Annotated in this window: 19 protein-coding genes; 12 read left to right on the forward strand and 7 right to left on the reverse strand. The window is 60.5% G+C overall.

The genetic code is table 11. The features are described from left to right. Nucleotides 1-49: 49 nt before the first annotated feature. Both glp and moaB read right to left on the reverse strand, forming a co-directional pair. Nucleotides 50-1264 (reverse strand): molybdopterin molybdotransferase MoeA, encoded by a 1215-nt coding sequence (gene glp / locus BMZ10_RS06010; protein ID WP_177182049.1) that lies wholly within the window; start codon nt 1262-1264, stop codon nt 50-52. Nucleotides 1265-1270: 6 nt separating this feature from the next. Further along, nucleotides 1271-1810, reverse strand: coding sequence for a molybdenum cofactor biosynthesis protein B (gene moaB / locus BMZ10_RS06015; RefSeq protein WP_093459092.1), 540 nt, complete (start codon nt 1808-1810; stop codon nt 1271-1273). A gap of 79 nt (nt 1811-1889) precedes the next feature. Here moaB and mobA point away from each other — a divergent pair, with 79 nt between their 5' ends. Continuing rightward, on the forward strand, nt 1890-2483 hold the full coding sequence (gene mobA / locus BMZ10_RS06020; RefSeq protein WP_093459093.1) for a molybdenum cofactor guanylyltransferase MobA: 594 nt from the start codon (nt 1890-1892) through the stop codon (nt 2481-2483). 89 nt (nt 2484-2572) lie between these two features. Further along, nucleotides 2573-2797, forward strand: a complete 225-nt coding sequence (locus BMZ10_RS06025) for a YgdI/YgdR family lipoprotein (RefSeq protein WP_093459094.1) — start codon at nt 2573-2575, stop codon at nt 2795-2797. 62 nt (nt 2798-2859) lie between these two features. Here the strand turns inward: BMZ10_RS06025 and BMZ10_RS06030 are convergent, their stop codons facing one another. Next, nucleotides 2860-3750 carry a pseudouridine synthase gene (locus tag BMZ10_RS06030; RefSeq protein WP_093459095.1) on the reverse strand — a complete coding sequence of 297 codons (891 nt, stop codon included), beginning with the start codon at nt 3748-3750 and terminating at the stop codon, nt 2860-2862. Nucleotides 3751-4213: 463 nt separating this feature from the next. On the opposite strand from BMZ10_RS06030, the gene BMZ10_RS06035 reads away from it, so the two are divergent. Then, nucleotides 4214-4480 carry a hypothetical protein gene (locus BMZ10_RS06035; RefSeq protein ID WP_093459096.1) on the forward strand — a complete coding sequence of 89 codons (267 nt, stop codon included), beginning with the start codon at nt 4214-4216 and terminating at the stop codon, nt 4478-4480. A gap of 39 nt (nt 4481-4519) precedes the next feature. On the opposite strand, the gene BMZ10_RS06040 is transcribed toward BMZ10_RS06035, so the two are convergent. From BMZ10_RS06040 to BMZ10_RS06050, 3 genes are all read right to left on the reverse strand, one after another. Continuing rightward, nucleotides 4520-4762, reverse strand: coding sequence for a glutaredoxin family protein (locus BMZ10_RS06040; RefSeq protein ID WP_093459097.1), 243 nt, complete (start codon nt 4760-4762; stop codon nt 4520-4522). Between the two features lie 45 nt (nt 4763-4807). Next, the gene (locus tag BMZ10_RS06045) at nt 4808-5893 is read right to left on the reverse strand and encodes an acyltransferase family protein (protein ID WP_093459098.1); all 1086 of its coding nucleotides are present in this window, start codon (nt 5891-5893) and stop codon (nt 4808-4810) included. A 145-nt stretch (nt 5894-6038) separates the two neighbouring features. Next, the gene (locus BMZ10_RS06050) at nt 6039-7247 is read right to left on the reverse strand and encodes an ammonium transporter (protein ID WP_093459099.1); all 1209 of its coding nucleotides are present in this window, start codon (nt 7245-7247) and stop codon (nt 6039-6041) included. Nucleotides 7248-7601: 354 nt separating this feature from the next. On the opposite strand from BMZ10_RS06050, the gene BMZ10_RS06055 reads away from it, so the two are divergent. The 9 genes from BMZ10_RS06055 (at nt 7602) to BMZ10_RS06095 (ending at nt 17123) form a co-directional block, all read left to right on the forward strand. Next, the gene (locus tag BMZ10_RS06055; protein WP_093459100.1) at nt 7602-7916 is read left to right on the forward strand and encodes an ElaB/YgaM/YqjD family protein; all 315 of its coding nucleotides are present in this window, start codon (nt 7602-7604) and stop codon (nt 7914-7916) included. A 5-nt stretch (nt 7917-7921) separates the two neighbouring features. Beyond that, nucleotides 7922-8308, forward strand: a complete 387-nt coding sequence (locus tag BMZ10_RS06060) for a phage holin family protein (RefSeq protein WP_093459101.1) — start codon at nt 7922-7924, stop codon at nt 8306-8308. After that, entirely contained in the window at nt 8305-8646 is a 342-nt protein-coding gene (locus BMZ10_RS06065; RefSeq protein ID WP_093459102.1) for a hypothetical protein, read from the forward strand. The genes BMZ10_RS06060 and BMZ10_RS06065 overlap by 4 nt, the downstream gene beginning before the upstream one ends. Nucleotides 8647-8769: 123 nt before the next feature. Beyond that, nucleotides 8770-9933 (forward strand): EAL domain-containing protein, encoded by a 1164-nt coding sequence (locus BMZ10_RS06070; RefSeq protein WP_093459103.1) that lies wholly within the window; start codon nt 8770-8772, stop codon nt 9931-9933. A gap of 85 nt (nt 9934-10018) precedes the next feature. Then, nucleotides 10019-11350: a deoxyguanosinetriphosphate triphosphohydrolase gene (locus tag BMZ10_RS06075; protein WP_093459104.1), complete on the forward strand. Its 1332-nt coding sequence runs from the start codon at nt 10019-10021 to the stop codon at nt 11348-11350. A gap of 280 nt (nt 11351-11630) precedes the next feature. After that, nucleotides 11631-12029: a response regulator gene (locus BMZ10_RS06080; RefSeq protein WP_093459105.1), complete on the forward strand. Its 399-nt coding sequence runs from the start codon at nt 11631-11633 to the stop codon at nt 12027-12029. A gap of 313 nt (nt 12030-12342) precedes the next feature. Next, on the forward strand, nt 12343-12969 hold the full coding sequence (locus tag BMZ10_RS06085) for a response regulator transcription factor (protein WP_093459106.1): 627 nt from the start codon (nt 12343-12345) through the stop codon (nt 12967-12969). Nucleotides 12970-12978: 9 nt separating this feature from the next. Next, entirely contained in the window at nt 12979-16638 is a 3660-nt protein-coding gene (locus BMZ10_RS06090; RefSeq protein ID WP_093459107.1) for a transporter substrate-binding domain-containing protein, read from the forward strand. Then, entirely contained in the window at nt 16635-17123 is a 489-nt protein-coding gene (locus BMZ10_RS06095; RefSeq protein WP_093459108.1) for a GNAT family N-acetyltransferase, read from the forward strand. Before BMZ10_RS06090 ends, BMZ10_RS06095 begins: the two co-directional genes overlap by 4 nt. A 69-nt stretch (nt 17124-17192) precedes the next feature. Here the strand turns inward: BMZ10_RS06095 and BMZ10_RS06100 are convergent, their stop codons facing one another. Further along, nucleotides 17193-17537: a YggL family protein gene (locus BMZ10_RS06100; RefSeq protein ID WP_093459109.1), complete on the reverse strand. Its 345-nt coding sequence runs from the start codon at nt 17535-17537 to the stop codon at nt 17193-17195. Nucleotides 17538-17710 lie beyond the last annotated feature (173 nt).

A 17710-nucleotide genomic window follows, 5' to 3' on the forward strand; every position in this document is an offset into this window, starting at 1 on the left:
CACGCGTTTGAGGGTAGTTCACATTGGCACAGATGGATCCAGCCGCTTGTCAGCCAAGCACCTCACTCAAAGGGATGAAGTTGAGCAGGTCGCCTTGCGCAACCGTCGTGCCCTCGACGACCTCGATGAACCCGTCCGCCCATGCGGCACTGCGCAGGACGCCAGAGCTCTGGTTGCGATAAGCGACCAGCCGGCCCTGTTCCAGGCGTCCGCGCAGGTATTCACGGCGATTGCCCGGCTTGTCCCAGACGAAACCGGCGGGCACCTTGAACTGCAGCGGTTTGACCTGGCGCACGCCCAGCCGGCGCAGCAGGTAAGGCCGCGCCAGCAGCGCGAAGGTCACCAGCGTCGAAGCCGGATTACCCGGCAGGCCGATCACCGGAAAGCCCCGGAAATGGCCGAATGTCAGCGGTTTGCCCGGCTTGATCGCCAGTTTCCAGAGGGAGATTTCGCCTTCTTCGCGCAATGCGTGACCCAGGAAATCCGCCTCTCCAACCGAAACGCCTCCGGTGGAGAGGATCAGGTCGACATCGTTCAGTGCGCCCAGCGCCGTCCGAGTCTTGCCAAGGTCGTCGGGAAGAATGCCCGCATCCACCACCTCGCAGCCCAGACGTTCAAGCCAACTGCACAGCAACACCCGATTGCTGTTGTAGATCTGCCCCGGGCCCAGAGGCTGGCCGGGCTCGATCAACTCATCGCCGGTGGAGAGCACCGCGACGCGTGCGCGGCGCACCACCTGCAACTGGCCGAAACCCATCGTCGCGGCAAGGCCCAGCTCGATCGGACCAAGCATCGTGCCTGCTTCCAGCACCTTGTCGCCGACAGTGGTTTCCTGCCCCTTCGGGCGAATGTTCTGACCGACATTCAGCGGCTCGATAAAACGCACGCGATCATCGCTCTGCACCTCGGCGTTCTCTTGCATCTCCACGCAGTCAGCGCCGTCGGGCACTGGCGCGCCGGTAAATATCCTGGCGCACGTGCCCGGCAGCAGAGGCTCGGGCGCCTGTCCGGCGAAAATCCGCTGGCTGACCGGCAGCGGCTCGCCGGTCCAGTCCGCCGCGCGCAAGGCATAGCCATCCATCGCGCTGTTCGGCCACGGCGGCAGATCGAGGGTCGAAACCAGATCATCGGCGAGAATTCGGCCCTGCGCCTGGGCCAGAGAGACGCTTTCACGCTCTCGGATCGGCGCCCCTTCGGCCAGGCGCATCAGCCGCTCCATGGCCGCTTCAACCGGCATCAGGCCGGGCATGTCAGGCTTGGTCATCAAACATCACCCACGGGTCGCACACGGCTCGGCTTTCTTCAGATGCGGCACGAAATTGCACGGGCGGAAACTGTTGTTCAACTGGTCGGCGAGAATGCCATCCCAACCGGTACGCACCGCATTGGTCGAGCCCGGCAGGCAGCAGACCAGCGTGCCATTGGCAAGGCCCGCCAGCGCACGAGACTGAATGGTGGAGCTGCCGATGTCCGGCACGGAAATCTGCCGGAACAGCTCGCCAAAGCCGTCCACTTGTTTGTCCAGCAGGCAGGCCACGGCTTCTGGCGTGCTGTCACGGCCGGTAAAGCCGGTGCCGCCGGTGATCAGCACGACCTGAACCTGGTCATCGGCAATCCAGGTCGCGACCTGGGCGCGAATCTTGTAGAGGTCATCCTTGAGCAGCACGCGCTCGATCAGCCCGTGACCGGCAGCGGTCAGGCGGTCGACGAACATCTGCCCGGACGTATCGGTTTCGAACGTGCGGGTGTCGCTGACCGTCAAAACGGCAATATTCAAAGGTACGAAAGGTGTGTCTGCCTTGGCGTTCATCGGCTAGGTCCGGTTGTAGAGGAAACAGTGCGGTGTTATATCACAGCACCCTTATTTTTCCGCGCTGACCGAGTTCGTCATGACCCCTTTCGATGCCCTTGCTCCCTGTTCGATACTGCTGCTGGCCGGAGGTCACGGACAACGCATGGGCGGGCTCGACAAGGGACTGATTCCGTGGCGCGGGGCGCCGTTGATCGAGCACCTGCATCGCCTGGTGCGGCCGTTGACCGATGACCTGATCATCTCCTGCAATCGCAATCGCGAGCAGTACGCGGCGTTTGCCGATCAACTGGTGCAGGACGATGAAGCCGGTTTTCCGGGGCCGTATGCGGGCATTCGTGCAGGGCTTGCCGCGGCCCGTCATGCCTTTCTGCTGGTCATGCCGTGCGACACGCCGTTGCTCGACCGTGCGCTGCTGGAAGGTCTGCTGCGTACAGCCATCGCCCACCCGACAAAACCGGTGATGGTGCGCCAGGGCGAGCAATGGGAGCCGCTGCTGTGCTGCATCCCGGTCAGTCACGCGCACGTGTTCGAACGTCACTGGCAACAAGGCCAGCGCAGCCCGAGGCGGACCATGGCTGAACTGGGCGCGGTGGCGCTGCAGTGCGACGCCGGAGACCCTCGACTGGCGAATCTCAATACGCCGCAATTACTGACACAGATCACACCCTGACGGGCTTGGGCATGTTTCATGGAACTTTGCTGACGCGGCTTACGTCAGAAACATCACTACACAAAGAATCATCTCTTGGAGACACAGTAATGAAACAACGGACTATTCCTGCCGCCTTCCTGCTCGCATTGAGCCTCGCCGGTCTTGCTGGCTGCTCGTCGCCCACTGTGATCACCTTGAACGATGGCCGTGAAATTCAGGCAACCGACGCGCCTAAATACGACGAAGAATCCGGCTTCTATGAGTTCAAGCAACTGGACGGTAAAGAAACCCGTATCAACAAGGATCAGGTTCGTACTGTCAAAGAGCTGTGATTCCAGCTTGAAAAAAGACCCGCCATCGTGCGGGTCTTTTTTTGCCTGCCGATTGAACCGTGTTACCAGTCAAGGGTGATCCGGCTCTCGAAAATCCGCGCCTCGCCATTTACCGGATCGACGAAGCGCAACCCTTGCGCCAGCAGTTTCAGGGGGTTTGCGTAATCATCCACGGCGTCCTTGACCACGTCCGGGTAGAACGGGTCGTTGCAGATCCCTGCCCCCAACGCCGCCATGTGCACGCGCAACTGGTGCTTTTTCCCGGTGACCGGATACAGGCTGTAGCGCCACAGATCGCCATTACGCTCGGCGACCTCGACGCGGGTTTCGGTGTTGCTCTGGCCTTGCCCTTCCTGCATGCGAAAAAACGGCTCACCCTCCACCAGCCGGCTTTTGTGCACCCGAGGGAATGTCAGGTGCGGCAATGCTTTGGCGATGGCTTCGTAGCGCTTTTCAACCTGGCGCGTGGGAAACAGCGACTGATACGCCGAGCGGGTCTGTTTGTTGGCGGAGAACAGCACCAGCCCTGCGGTGTGCCGGTCAATGCGGTGCAAAGGAACCAGATCGGGGTTGTCCAGCGTGCGGATCAGTCGCCGCAGCAGGGTCTGCTCGACGTATTCGCCAGAGGGCGTCACCGGTAGAAAATGCGGTTTGTCCGCCACCACCAGATGCTCATCGGCGTAGAGAATCGTCTCCTGCACAGGGATGGGTGTCTCATTGGGCACTTCGCGAAAATAATGGATGCGCAAGCCTTCCCGGTAAGCCAGCTCCGCCGAAATCGGCTGACCATCGCCGTCCAGCACCCTGCCCCGCGCAATACGGTCCTGCCACTGCGCACGGCTGATGGCGCTGAAACGCTCGCACAGGCAATCGAGGACGGTCTGCCAAGGGCCAGGCGGCAAGTACAACGTGCTGGCCTGGCTGTTGGCGGCGTTGAAAACTGGTTCGGACATGGAAGGCTCGAGCAAAAGGCGGACGTGACGAAGCCGACATTATTGCTCGACCGGGTCTTGATGCGCGAGCGGCCATGCTTTCGCCTAAGGCCGAAGGCTCTGTTGCAGGGCTTTGCGCACCGCGCGACGTTATGTCGCAGCGAGAAACAGCACCAGTCATCAGACAACTACATGACAGCAGTGGATGGGCAAATTGATTTGTTCTAAAATGTTGCTAAATCGGCAAGCAGGCGCGAAACCGAGCGAGTCACGGCAATGATCGTGATCGAAACCGAAAACGCCTGCCAGACCTGAAATCATAAAAAGAAAGCCCGTCCTAGACGGGCTTTTTTCGTTTTCAGCGTTTGTTCGGCGCAGTCACTGCGCGAACGCCGGGGTTAATACGTCGGCACTGAAGGCTCGCGACCGCACCGGTCTTCCACTGCCCACGACAGATTTTGTATTTCAACTTTGAGGTTACGCCATGCTGGTTCAACTGTTTCAATGGATCAAACGTCTCTCCACCGGCACCCCTGCCGAAAATGACGAAAACTACTCCCAATCGTTCTCCAACGAAGACAGCGATGTCGGTCGCTGGACCTTCATGTCGGTGTTCATCATCTTTACCCTGAGCCTGTACATCGTCGCCGGCCTTGGCTACTACGCCAAAGTGCACGTCTGGGACGGCATGAGCGATGCGCAGAAAGAAGCGGTGGCCAAGGCAATGGTCGTCGACACTCAGTACCTCTGAGCCCCGCTTCACGTCTCGCTTTTCACTCGCCCGCAGGCTTCAGGTCCGGGCGAGAAACACCACCACCTGCCCGGCGTCGAATGGCCAGTCCAGCTCGGCGCCGGTGTCGGTGCGCCGCAACACCGGAATCCTCAAGCCGTACGTTTCGTTGAGGGACTCGCTCTCGGCGATATCGACCAGTTCCACCAGCAGGCCGTGCTCCACCAGCGGCATCAATTCGGCCTCGGCCACTTCACACAAATGACAACCCAGGGTTCCGAACAGTTGGCATTCCGGCGGCATGGCGTGACCCTCTGAGCGCAGAATTTCAAGGGATGGATCGCTATTTTAGGCCCGCCCCGAAATACCGTCGAGCCTGAAGCGCCGTCTGGAAAAGTCGTTGGAGCGGTCCAGCACAGGCTTCTCGAAGCATCGATAGCCGACCCATCCGTAACACAGCACCGCGACCATCATCACGGACGCAAACAAGGCGTTGTCGAGCAGGCTGTCGGGCCTGACGCCGATGAGCTGCCAGACCCGCCCGATGACCCCAAGCACCAGCAAGTGCGACAGGTAAACGGTGTAGGACATGTCCCCCACTGCAACCAGAAACGCGGGCATCCGCACGTGCCGCCTGCGCTCGAGCAACGCCAGCGAAAAGACCAATGTCCCGAACACCAGACTGACCGCGAACATGCGCAGCATCCCTTGGTCGTCGAACAGTCGGTAATAGCCGATCAAGCCGATCCCGGGCAGCAGGGCGACGGCCAGTGCGGCACCGACGGCAGTGGTGGGAATGCGCGCACTGTGAGGGCTGTAGAACAGCAACGCCAGCGCGACGCCGGCAATGAACTCCAGCGCATAGGGATGCAGCATGATTTTCAGCGCGGAATTGTAGTCCTGCCAGTTTTCGACACGGTTGAATGCCACCAGGATCAGCGCCCACGCGCTCAGAAACAGCGGCAGCCAGCGCTCGCGAAAGCCCATCAGCACCGTGAACACCAGATAGAACCACAGCTCGAACAGCAACGACCACGCGACAATCACCAGCAGCACTTTGTCATTGGGCAGCAACAGAAAGGACATCAGCACATTTGAAGAACCGTGGCTGCTGTTGACCATTCCCGGCATCGCCAGAGCCACCGCAAGGGTGATGAAGAAGTACAGCCAATAGGTGGGATAAATCCGCGAGACACGATTGAAAAGGAACCGTTTGGACTCGGACAGTTTCTGAAAGCGCCCGCGACTGACGATCACCATCACGAAGCCGCTGATGATGAAGAACAGGTCGACGCCCAGCTGAAAGAAATCCAGCAGCGGCGGCAACAGAATGTCACCGCCGGAATATTTGTGCTCCACCGCCGTCATGTGGAACAGCACGACACCCAGTACCGCCACGCCCCTCAAGCCCTGCAGGGAATAAATGCGCTCCATCGACCGCTCCTACTGCTGACCGACGCCCAATGGGCTCGACAAATCAAGGATGATGTCCGCGTCGTCGGCCTGCTGCCGGCAACACCCGGGCCAGACTCACCGCCCGCACGCGGGGGTAATCATAGCCAAGCACGGGCGCTGCGTCTCAGTCGTGACTGACCGCGCCTATTTTGTGGATCGACAGGTCCGCGCCGTAATATTCCTGCTCCTGCGTCAGGCGCAGGCCCAGACACCGCTTGATGACGCCGTACACCAGAAAACCGCCGGCCAGCGCGATTGCCACACCCAGAGCACTCCCGATCAACTGGCTGGCAAGGCTCACGCCGCCGATGCCCCCCAATGCGGACTGACCAAAAATGCCGCAGGCGATCCCGCCCCATACGCCGCATAGCCCGTGCAACGGCCACACGCCCAGAACATCGTCGAGTTTCCAGCGCACCTGCGCAGCCGTGAAGCTCCACACGAACAGCGCGCCGGCAATGATTCCCGTTGCCAGCGCACCCACCGGATGCATGAGGTCAGACCCGGCGCACACCGCCACCAGTCCGGCCAGGGGCCCGTTGTGCAGGAAGCCGGGGTCGTTGCGACCGACGATCAACGCCGCCACGGTGCCGCCCACCATCGCCATCAGCGAGTTGACCGCCACCAGCCCGCTGACGCCCTCCAGTGTCTGGGCGCTCATCACGTTGAAGCCAAACCAGCCGACGATGAGTATCCACGATCCCAGCGCCAGAAACGGAATGCTCGACGGCGGATAGGCGACCAGCCTGCCTTCGCGATAACGCCCGTTGCGCGCCCCCAGCAGCGTCACCGCGGCCAACGCCAGCCAGCCGCCCATCGCGTGCACGACCACCGACCCGGCAAAGTCATGGAAGCCGGCGCCGAAGTGATCCTTGAGCCAGGCTTGCAGGCCGAAATTGCCGTTCCAGACCATTCCCTCGAAGAACGGATACACGAACGCCACGATGAGCACGGTTGCGCACAGCTGCGGTGCGAAGCGGGCACGCTCGGCAATGCCGCCCGAGATAATGGCCGGGATCGCGGCGGCGAAGGTCAGCAGGAAGAAGAACTTCACCAGCCCGTAACCGTGGTCGTTTGCCAGCACCGCCGCAGGCTGCAGAAAACTGATGCCGTAGGAGATCCAGTAACCGATGAAGAAGTACGCCAGCGTCGACACGGCGAAATCGCTGAGAATTTTCGACAGTGCATTGACCTGATTCTTTTGCCGCACGGTGCCGACTTCCAGGAAAGCAAAGCCAGCGTGCATGGCCAGCACCATGACTGCGCCGATCAGGATGAACAGGGTGTTGGAGCCGTGGACCAGCGTATCCACGGCGCTTTGCAAATTTTCCATTGTGGGGCAGGCCTGCAAATGAGGAACACCATTGCGACAGTCACATGTTTGCGTCCGCTTGCTCACATGCACCAATTCAAGGCGAAGGACAATCTCAACGACCTGAAATGGCGCGCGATCCGGGACGAAACGTGTCACTGCCGGGCAGTTTTTCCGGTTTTATGTAATGAAATCCAGATTTCGGCGCATGCGCCGTCATGTGCGCTCTGCGATGGAGCGCGCGACCTTCCTGGCGCACCACTTCAAAGCAAAACCTGTACCAGTGACGGCGCGTCGATGTCGCGGCGATTGGAATGAACCTTCAGGAATGAGCCATACTCGAAACCCCATATCGTCACCCCAACGGAGAACACCATGGCTCGCCCAACAGCAGAAAAAGCCCAGGACATTTTGATGGCAGACTTCCAGACTCTGGTCACCGACACGGAAAAGCTGCTGGCGCACACCGCTTCTCTGGCCGGCGAACAGGCCGATGAATTGCGCGATCAGATCCAGGAAAGCCTGCTGCGCGCCCGCGAAACCCTGAAAGTGACCGAAGAAACCCTGCGCCTGCGTGGCAAGGAAGCGGTCGTCGCAACTGAAGAATATGTACAGAGCAACCCATGGCAGTCGGTAGGAATCGCCGCCGGCGTCGGCTTTCTGCTGGGTCTGCTGGCCACGCGGCGCTGACGGTCATGACGTCGCAGACAGGTCCATCCGGGACCGATAACACGTCATCGCCACGTCGTCTTGGCGCGGCTTTCCTGGGACTGCTGCACAGTCACATCGAACTGTTCGGTATCGAATTGCAGGAGCAGAAAGCCCGGACGGTGAGCTTGTTGCTGTTCGCTGGACTTGCGCTGGTGTTCGCGCTGTTGCTGCTCATCGGCCTGTCCGCGCTGCTGCTGATTCTGGTGTGGGACAGTTATCGCCTGACCGGCATCATTGGTCTGTGCGCGTTCTACACGCTGGCGGCGCTGTTCTGCGCGCTGCGACTCAAGGCGGCCGTATTCGATGAGTCTTCACCCTTCCACTCGACGCTGGAAGAATTGGCCAACGACCGCGAGCGACTGATGCCATGAGTGTGCCCGAACTGCCTCAGACCCATAACCGTCGTGAACTGCGCAAGGCGCTGATCCGCCTGCGCATGGAGATGCATCGCCAGGAAATCCGCCACGAGTCGGCGCAGCTCATGCGCCCTCTGCACCGCATGCGCGGAATGGCCACCGATCTGCCCGGATCGCTGGGCATCAAGCACGCTCCGTTGTGGGGAGTCGGCGCGGTTTCACTGCTGGGTTTTCTCACCGGCAAAGGCGCGCGCAGCAAGCGGACGGGTAGCGTGACACGGCTGATCAAACTCAGCGCCAGCCTGTTGCCTATCATCAGAATGGTAGTACAGGGATCACGACGCCGCCCCTGAGATGGCCATCTGGCTGCATTCTTGCAACAAATCGCAACCGCGCCCCTTCCCATTGATTCACATTGGGCCGGCGCGGTTTTTTTCTGCCCGTAAAATAATGCCAATAACCACTAAGGAGGCCATGTGATCGATGGGCAACCGCTAGCTTGCTTTCAGCCGTTCATCGACACCGCGACGGGCCGCATTGCCGGTATTGAAGCATTGGGACGCCTGCGTCAGCCGGACGGCAGCCTGCAATCAGTGGGTCCGCTGTTCGCTGATCCGCGGCGCCCGGCGGCCGAGCTGCGACGGCTCGACCGCCTGCTGCGCGACAATGCACTGAGTCGCCTGCATGAAGCCCCGAGCGACTGGTTTCTGAGCCTGAACATCTCGCCGCGCTGGATCAGTCGCCTGCGCCCCGGCCAGCCACTGCCGAGCCTCAAGCAGTTGCAGAGCCACGGGATCGCTGCGCAAAGAATCGTTTTCGAAATCACTGAACTGGGTGGCGACAGTCAGCGACTGAGCGACGTCGTGGCGCGTTATCGGGACGCCGGCGCGCGTATCGCGATCGACGATTTCGGCGCCGGATACTCGCAGCTTGACCGCGTGCTGGCGCTGCAACCGGACATCCTCAAACTCGACATGCGCCTGTTCCAGGCCGCCGCCCGCGGTGGCCCCAGCAGCGATGTGGTCAAGGCGCTGGCGCAGATGGCAGAGAAGACCGGGTGCTGGATCATTGCCGAAGGCGTAGAGACCGAAGCCGAGTTGCACTTCGCCCTCGAATGCGGCTCGCGCTATGTGCAAGGGTTTCTGTTCGCCCAGGCGCAGCTGGACTTCTTCGCAGCGGATGCCTTCGTCCCCCGCTTTGCCGAACTGCGGGACCGCTACGTGCTGCAGAAGGTCGTCGAGCGCGAGCGCCTGATGAAGCTGCGCAAGCACTTGAGTCAGTTGATGGCGCGTTTGCAGGGCTGGGCTGAGGGTGACGCACCGCTGACAGACTTGCCGCCCATGCAGGAATTTCCCTGGCTGCTGCGCTTCTATCAATGCGACCGCCATGGCACCCAGCTCACGCCGAATCTGGAATGGCGCAATGGCGCGTGGGTCGCCGACAGCCGCTACATGGGCCACAACTGGTCGTGGCGTCCTTACTTCTACCACCTGCTCGCCGAAGGCTGGCATGAGCGACGCTTGACCTTGTCCAACACGTATCGCGATGCCACCAGCAACCAGTATTGCCTGACGGCCGGGCAATTCTTCGACAACGGCCAGCGCCTGCTGCTGATCGACGTCGACGCCGCAGGCCTCTGATCCTCCGCCCCGCGCCATCTTGTGCTTGCAGCCGGCTGGGCGAACCGGGAAGCTAGGCCGGTAATCACCCGACGGAGTACCGGCCTTGGATTGGCAAACCCTGCTCACCCGCGAGCGCCTAGGCAAAACCCTGCACAGCCCCGAAGAACTGGGGCGCAGCCCGTTCCACAAGGATCATGACCGGATCATCTTCTCCGGCGCCTTTCGCCGTCTGGGCCGCAAGACCCAGGTCCATCCGGTGACCAGCAACGACCACATTCACACACGCCTGACCCACTCACTGGAAGTGAGCTGCGTCGGCCGCTCGCTGGGCATGCGCGTCGGCGAAACCCTGCGCGGTGCCCTTCCCGACTGGTGCGACCCGAGCGATCTGGGCATGGTCGTGCAATCGGCCTGCCTGGCCCACGACATCGGCAATCCGCCGTTCGGCCACTCGGGGGAAGACGCCATCCGTAACTGGTTCAAGCAAGCGGCGGGCCGCGGCTGGCTGGACGCAATGAGCGACGTCGAGCGCGACGATTTCCTCAACTTCGAAGGCAACGCGCAAGGTTTCCGGGTACTCACGCAACTGGAATATCACCAGTTCGAAGGCGGCACGCGCCTGACCTACGCCACCCTGGGAACGTATCTCAAATACCCGTGGACCGCGCGTCACGCCGATTCGCTGGGCTATAAGAAGCACAAGTTCGGCTGCTATCAGAGCGAGCTGCCGATTCTTGAACAGATCGCGACCCGGCTGGGCCTGCCTCAACTGGAAGAACAGCGCTGGGCTCGCCACCCGTTGGTGTACCTGATGGAAGCAGCGGACGACATCTGCTACGCGCTGATTGACCTGGAAGACGGCCTGGAAATGGAGCTGCTCAACTACGCCGAGGTCGAATCCATCCTGCTCAGCCTGGTGGGCGACGATCTGCCGGAGACCTACCGGCAATTGGGTCCGGACGATTCGCGGCGCCGCAAACTGGCAATCTTGCGCGGCAAGGCCATCGAACACCTGACCAACGCTGCCGCCCGCGCCTTCGTCGAGCAGCAGGACGCGCTGCTGGCCGGCACGCTGCAAGGCGATCTGGTGGAGCACATGCACGGCCCGGCCAAGCGCTGCGTGCTCAGTGCCAAAGACATGGCGCGCAAGAAAATCTTCCAGGACAAGCGCAAGACGCTGCACGAAATCGGCGCCTACACGACGCTGGAGATCCTGCTCAATGCGTTTTGCGGCGCGGCGCTGGAGCAATTCGGCGGGCACACCCCATCGTTCAAGAGCCGGCGCATCCTCGACCTGCTGGGCAACAATGCGCCTGATCCGTCCTGGCCGCTGCACACCTCGTTTTTGCGAGTCATCGACTTCATTGCCGGGATGACCGACAGCTATGCCAGTGAGATGGCGCGGGAAATGACCGGGCGTTCGAGCCCGGTCTGACGCATGCGCCGCTCTGCAAAAGCCCGATTCCCACCGAGGAATCGGGTTTTTATTTCAGCCAATCAGGAAAAGAAAACCCGAACTTCGGAATCTTCCTACGGCGCCATCAGAAACACCCTATCGCCGCCTACAGACCTCTCCCGAATAATCCGCGCCAGCCCGTGCGCTGGAACACTCCTTCCATTACCAGCCCGAGGCTCGGTTCACGCCATAAGCCCCTGCCGGATGCGACCCATTCGCCAAGATCTCGACCCGCCCGCCGCCTCGCCTGGAACCGCCCATGTTCAGACCCAATCTTCGAATTCTGCTGGTAGAGGACCATCCGTTTCAGCTGATCGCCTTACAGATTCTGCTCAACAACCACGGCCTGTACTTGCTGACGCCGGCCCTCACTGCGATGGAAGCCATGACAGCGCTGGAGCGAAGTCCGCAGCCCTACGACCTGCTGCTGTGCGACCAGCGCCTGCCCGACATGAGTGGCATGGAATTGATTCAGACCGCCAGCCAGCGCGGCCTGATTCAGCAAGCAGTGTTGCTCAGCGGTCTTGAATCCACTCAGTTGAGCGCCCTGGAATGCGACGCCCGGGAAAAAGGCCTGCCACTGCTCGGCTGCCTGAACAAACCGTTGAATACGCTGGAATTACGCCGGCTGCTTGCACTGCCGGCTGAGGATGAGTGAATCGCCCGATGGCATCCCGAAAACCATAAATGGAATTCTGACCCGACGCGTTCACCGCCCCCGTCAAACTTGGCAACAAATGTAGGACTATTCCCAAAGGAAATAAACAGGATTGAATTAATGCAGTTTTGTGACGAGTTTGAACTCGACTTTTTTGGCCGTTCGTGACCGTTGTAAGTATTGACGTACGCTAATACGCTAATTTTTGTAGGAACTTTCCTATATAGGGCGATCAGCATGATCTGTTCATGTGCGCTTTCAAACATCTGGGATAAGGTGCGCGCTTTCTTCGCCACTCGTTATGGATTGAATCATGAACTCGATTTTTATCATCGATGATCACCCGGTCATTCGGCTTGCAATCCGCATGCTGCTGGAGAATGAAAACTACGTGATCGTCGGTGAAACCGATAATGGCGTGGACGCCATGCAGATGGTCCGCGAATGCATGCCGGACCTCATCATCCTCGACATCAGCATCCCTAAACTCGACGGGCTGGAGGTGCTGGCCCGCTTCAATGCCATGCACCTGCCCTCCAAGATTCTTGTGCTCACCGCTCAGGCCCCCAGCCTGTTCGCCATTCGCTGCATGCAATCCGGCGCGGCCGGGTACGTGTGCAAACAGGAAGATTTGAGCGAACTTGTGAGTTCGGTCAAAGCGGTATTATCCGGCTACAATTACTTTCCAAGCCAGGCGCTCGCCGCATCGCTCAAAAAAGATGGCGACCCCAACGAGATCGAACGTTTCAAACTGGTCAACGACCGCGAATTGATGGTGTTGCAATTGTTTGCCCAAGGCCGCACGAACAAAGAAATAGCCAAAGGCATGTTCTTGAGCAACAAAACGGTGAGCACCTACAAAACCCGTCTGATGCAAAAACTGAAAGCCAAGACTCTGGTAGAACTTATCGAGATGGCAAAACGCAATTCGTTAGTGTGAGAAGACAGGATGCCGAAGGCGATAAAGGACTATTGGATAGCGGCCGTACTTGTCTGCCTGTGCCTCGATACGCAGGCACAACCTGCGGCGGCTGAACGCTACACGTTGCTCAGCCGGTCCAATCCCGCGCACATGGACGTGACGCTGGACCGGGCCCAGTGGCAGTGGGTGCGTAATAAACGCGAACTGATTCTGGGCACCTCCGCGCCGGACTACCCGCCTTTCGACATGACCCTCACAGGCCACGACTACGAGGGCTTCACGGCGGATTACGCAGGCATCCTGGGGCGCGTGCTCGACCTGCCGATCAAGGTTCTGCGGTTTGCCAGCCGGGACGAGGCGATGGATGCGCTGGTCAACGGCGACATCGATCTGCTGGGCAGCGCCAATGGCTATGAAGCGCGAGCGAAGGAGGTAAAGCTGTCTTCGCCCTATGCAGTGGACCAGCCGGTGCTGGTCACCCGCGCCGGAGAAGTAAGGCCGCTGAACGGCGACCTCAACGGCCTGCGTCTGAGCATGGTTTATCACTACCTGCCGCCCGACGAAATCGGCGCGCTGTATCCCAAAGCCCGTCTGCAGACCTTCCCCTCGTTCCAGAGCGCAATCAATGCCGTGGCGTTCAATCAGGCCGATGTCTTTCTGGGCGACACAATTTCCACTCATTACGTCATCAACAAGGGCTACCTGAACAACGTGCAGATGGCCAACTTCGGCAAGCACGAGGCCAACGGTTTCAGCTTTGCGGTTCAGGCGTCCAACACCATGCTGCTCGACATCGTCAATCTGGTGCTCAAGGGCATACCGGTCGAAGAGCGGATTTCCATCTCCAAACGCTGGGGCGCCGGCAGCGATCTGATGCTGACCGATCAGAAACTGCAGCTGAGCCAGCGCGAAGAACGCTGGATCGCCCAGCACCCGACGGTGCGTGTGGTGTTCAACGAGGCGTACGCGCCGCTGACGTTTTTCGATGCCAATGGCAACTTCAGTGGCGTGACGGCCGATCTGCTGGAGTTGATTCGCCTGCGCACCGGCCTGAACTTCAAGGTCACTCACGCCCAGAGCATGAGCGACATGGCCAATCAGTTGAGCCAGGGCCAGGCCGACCTGATCGGCGCCATGATTCCCAGCGACGAGCGCGAGAATCGCTTCAACTTCAGCCGGCCCTACATGGATAACGTGTTCGTGCTGGTCACGCGCAAAGAGCCGTCGGCGCCGTCCAATCTCGAGCAGCTGGACGGCAAGCGCGTTGCGCTGGCGCTGAGCAGCCCGATCCTGCCCTACCTTGCCCGCAGCTATCCGGGCATCTATCCGGTGGAAGTCGACAACCCCGCTCAAGCGTTGGACATGCTGGCTCACGGCCGTGCGGAAGGTGCGGTCACCTCCTTGTTCAGCGCCAGTTACTTCCTGTCATCGAGGGCTCTGAGCGACACCTTGCAGATGCGCGTAACCGTGGGCCAGGAACCCGCGCGCATTGCCATGGCCACGTCACGCAACGCGACCGAACTGAGTTCGATCATCGACAAGGCGCTCTCCAGCATTGCGCCCGAAGATCTTGCCGCGATCAACAATCGCTGGCGCACGTACTCGCCGCCCGGAAGCGGCGCGTGGCACGACTATCAGTTGCTCATCTACCAGATCATCGTCGGCGCCAGCCTGTTGCTGCTCGGGTCACTGGCCTGGAACGCGTGGATGCGGCGCCAGATAAAGCAACGCGAACGGGCCGAGCGCGCGCTGAGCGACCAGTTCGAATTCATGAGCGCGCTGGTCAACGGCACGCCTCACCCGATCTATGTGCGCGATCGCGACGGCCTGTTGAAAATCTGCAACGACAGTTACCTGGCCGCGTTTGCGGCGAAACGAGACGAGGTCATCGGCAAAAGCATTCTGGATGGCGTGCTGAGCAATACCGAAGAAGCCCTCGGCTACGTCGAGGATTACAAGCGGGTAATGTCCGAAAACGAGCCGTTGATTCTCGATCGCTCCCTGCATATCCACGGCAAGCACCTGACGATCTATCACTGGATCCTGCCGTTTCGCGACTCATTGGGCAAAGTGCAAGGCATCATCGGCGGCTGGATCGACATCAGCGAACGCCGCCAGTTGATCGAGCAGCTTCAGACCGCGAAAGACCTGGCCGATGACGCGAACCGGGCCAAGAGTACGTTTCTGGCGACCATGAGCCATGAGATCCGCACGCCCATGAATGCCGTGATCGGCATGCTCGAGCTGGCGCTCAAACGCGCGGACACCGGGCATCTCGATCGCCCCGCCATCGAGGTGGCCTACAGTTCTGCCAAGGACTTGCTGGAACTGATCGGCGACATCCTGGACATTGCCAGGATCGAATCCGGACGCCTGAGCCTCAGTCCGGAGCGGGCCAATCTGCGCCAGTTGGTGGAATCGGTGATCCGCGTCTTCGACGGTCTGGCGCGACAGAAAAGCCTGACACTGGTGCTGGACCTGGACGCGCGGACCAACACCGACGTGTTGATCGATCCTTTGCGCTTCAAACAGATCCTCTCCAATCTGATCAGCAACGCCATCAAGTTCACCGAGCAGGGGCAGATCAGGATCAGCCTGCAAACCGCAGACAGCCGCACCGAGCAGCAAATGCGGCTGCAGGTGGTCATTCATGACAGCGGCATCGGCATCACTGAAGAGGACCAGCAGCGTCTGTTCGAACCCTTTGCGCAGGTGGACCACTCCGCGCAACTGGCCCGCACCGGTGCCGGTCTTGGTCTGGTGATCTGCCGCAGCCTGTGCGAAATGATGGGCGGCGCGCTGACCCTCAGCAGCCAGCCGGGCGACGGCACCCGCGTGGAGATGACACTGGACCTCACCACCCTCGAACCTCTCGCTGCCCAGGCGCTTTCCCGGGACAGTACGCCGGGCACCTCAAGGCAGCTCAATATTCTGATTGTCGACGACCACCCCGCCAACCGCCTGCTGCTGTTCGAACAGCTGTGCTTCCTCGGCCATCGTTGCGACATGGCGATTCAAGGCGCGGACGGCCTGGAACGCTGGCGTGCCGAACGTTTCGATCTGGTAATCGCGGACTGCAACATGCCGGTCATGAACGGCTACGACCTGACCCGGGCGATCCGCCAACTGGAACGCAGCGAGCAGCGGCCGCCGTGCACGGTGCTGGGCTTCACCGCCAATGCGCAGCCGGAGGAAAAGCAACGTTGCCGTGACGCCGGCATGGACGACTGCCTGTTCAAACCCATCAGCCTCACCGCGCTGAACGAGCGCTTGAGCAATGTGGCGCCGCTGCCGCCTCGCGCCGAGACCGGGGATACGGCGGTCTTCGACGCATTGAGCGTTGAAACCTTGACCGGTGGCCGCCAGGAAATGACTGACAGGTTGATCGGCCAACTGATCGAGAGCGCCCGTGAAGACCGCGCCGAACTGGCGGCACTGATCCCCGCCGCACATCGCCAGCAATTGCTGGATGTCGGCCACAAGATTCGTGGCGCCGCCCGGATCATCAACGCAACCGACGTGATCACGTGCTGTCAGGCACTGGAAGAGGCCTGCGACGCCCATGAAAACGATGATGAAGTCGGCGCCCGTCAACGCGCCCTTGACCTTGCCATGCAGGCGCTGGAGCGCGCACTCATCGCCTACAAAGCGAAAGGCACCCCACTGGAAAAAGGGACCCAGCAATGATCTTGATGCCCATGACCGAGAGCGACTTCGAAGCGTTTCTCTCACACTCGATTGCAGGCTATGCGCAGGACATGCAACGCACGTATCACGTGCCCGCGTCCTGTGCGCTCGACAGCGCAACGCAGGCATTCAACGCCCTGCTCCCCGACGGCCTGCAGACGGAGGATCACCACCTGTTCCGGCTGGAGACGCTGACGGGACAGCACGTCGGAACGGCCTGGTTCGGCGTGCAGATCGATGCACCGCTGCCGGCAAAGCTGTTCATCTACGATCTGGAAATCCACCAGGCCTTTCAGCGCCAGGGCTTTGCAAGTCAGGCATTACAGGCCATCGAGCGTTGGGCAGAGCAACGTGATATCCGGCGTCTGGAACTCAATGTGTTCGCCCACAACGAAGCGGCGCAGGGCCTGTATCGGCGTGCGGGACTGCAAGTCAGTGAAATGACGATGGGAAAGGATTTGCAGGGGGTGGCGAGCGCCGAATGAAGAACATTCAAACGCCGGGCATTCAGGCCCGACGACGGGAGCAGGCCCATGGCCTGCTCCCGCGATGCATCAGGCTGCCGGATTGATCGGCTTTTCCGGATACCAGGCGTCCAGCAACGGGCTGACTTCAACCTTGGTCAGTTCGCTGCGGGCTTTCAGCCAGCTTTCAACGGTGGCGCGCTGCTCTTCGGTGACCGAGCCACGCTCAGCCAGGCAAACCAGACCGTAGTCATCGCCGCCTACGTAATCCAGACCGTTGGCATCCATCGCTTCTTCCAGGAAGGCGTCGAGGAATGCGTCAATCGCCGCGTCGTCCAGGTCTTCCTTGAACTCCAGGTTCAGTTCAAAGCCCAGCTCCTGGAATTCATCCACGCAGAGTTTTTTGCGCAGACGGCGGGAACGGTTAGTCGCCATGGAAACAATCCTCAAAAGTAAATATCGGGCGGCACTTTACCAGCTTGGCCCGACAAAAGCCCGAAACCGCATCGCGGGCCGGACGACATGACGCAGAAAATCGCGTTTTAACGTGACAATCGGCTGACAACTGCAAAAAATAGCGGCGTTTGACGGTTGTACCCCGGCGCAAG

Source organism: Pseudomonas sp. NFR16 (assembly GCF_900108875.1).
Taxonomy (GTDB): Bacteria; Pseudomonadota; Gammaproteobacteria; order Pseudomonadales; family Pseudomonadaceae; genus Aquipseudomonas.

Excerpts from the sequence above, each read along its gene's own strand:
- glp (WP_177182049.1), bottom strand. The coding sequence starts at position 1,264 with ATGACCAAGCCTGACATGCCCGGCCTGATGCCGGTTGAAGCGGCCATG.
- moaB (WP_093459092.1), bottom strand. The coding sequence starts at position 1,810 with ATGAACGCCAAGGCAGACACACCTTTCGTACCTTTGAATATTGCCGTT.
- mobA (WP_093459093.1), top strand. The coding sequence starts at position 1,890 with ATGACCCCTTTCGATGCCCTTGCTCCCTGTTCGATACTGCTGCTGGCC.
- BMZ10_RS06025 (WP_093459094.1), top strand. The coding sequence starts at position 2,573 with ATGAAACAACGGACTATTCCTGCCGCCTTCCTGCTCGCATTGAGCCTC.
- BMZ10_RS06030 (WP_093459095.1), bottom strand. The coding sequence starts at position 3,750 with ATGTCCGAACCAGTTTTCAACGCCGCCAACAGCCAGGCCAGCACGTTG.
- BMZ10_RS06035 (WP_093459096.1), top strand. The coding sequence starts at position 4,214 with ATGCTGGTTCAACTGTTTCAATGGATCAAACGTCTCTCCACCGGCACC.
- BMZ10_RS06040 (WP_093459097.1), bottom strand. The coding sequence starts at position 4,762 with ATGCCGCCGGAATGCCAACTGTTCGGAACCCTGGGTTGTCATTTGTGT.
- BMZ10_RS06045 (WP_093459098.1), bottom strand. The coding sequence starts at position 5,893 with ATGGAGCGCATTTATTCCCTGCAGGGCTTGAGGGGCGTGGCGGTACTG.
- BMZ10_RS06050 (WP_093459099.1), bottom strand. The coding sequence starts at position 7,247 with ATGGAAAATTTGCAAAGCGCCGTGGATACGCTGGTCCACGGCTCCAAC.
- BMZ10_RS06055 (WP_093459100.1), top strand. The coding sequence starts at position 7,602 with ATGGCTCGCCCAACAGCAGAAAAAGCCCAGGACATTTTGATGGCAGAC.
- BMZ10_RS06060 (WP_093459101.1), top strand. The coding sequence starts at position 7,922 with ATGACGTCGCAGACAGGTCCATCCGGGACCGATAACACGTCATCGCCA.
- BMZ10_RS06065 (WP_093459102.1), top strand. The coding sequence starts at position 8,305 with ATGAGTGTGCCCGAACTGCCTCAGACCCATAACCGTCGTGAACTGCGC.
- BMZ10_RS06080 (WP_093459105.1), top strand. The coding sequence starts at position 11,631 with ATGTTCAGACCCAATCTTCGAATTCTGCTGGTAGAGGACCATCCGTTT.
- BMZ10_RS06085 (WP_093459106.1), top strand. The coding sequence starts at position 12,343 with ATGAACTCGATTTTTATCATCGATGATCACCCGGTCATTCGGCTTGCA.
- BMZ10_RS06090 (WP_093459107.1), top strand. The coding sequence starts at position 12,979 with ATGCCGAAGGCGATAAAGGACTATTGGATAGCGGCCGTACTTGTCTGC.
- BMZ10_RS06095 (WP_093459108.1), top strand. The coding sequence starts at position 16,635 with ATGATCTTGATGCCCATGACCGAGAGCGACTTCGAAGCGTTTCTCTCA.
- BMZ10_RS06100 (WP_093459109.1), bottom strand. The coding sequence starts at position 17,537 with ATGGCGACTAACCGTTCCCGCCGTCTGCGCAAAAAACTCTGCGTGGAT.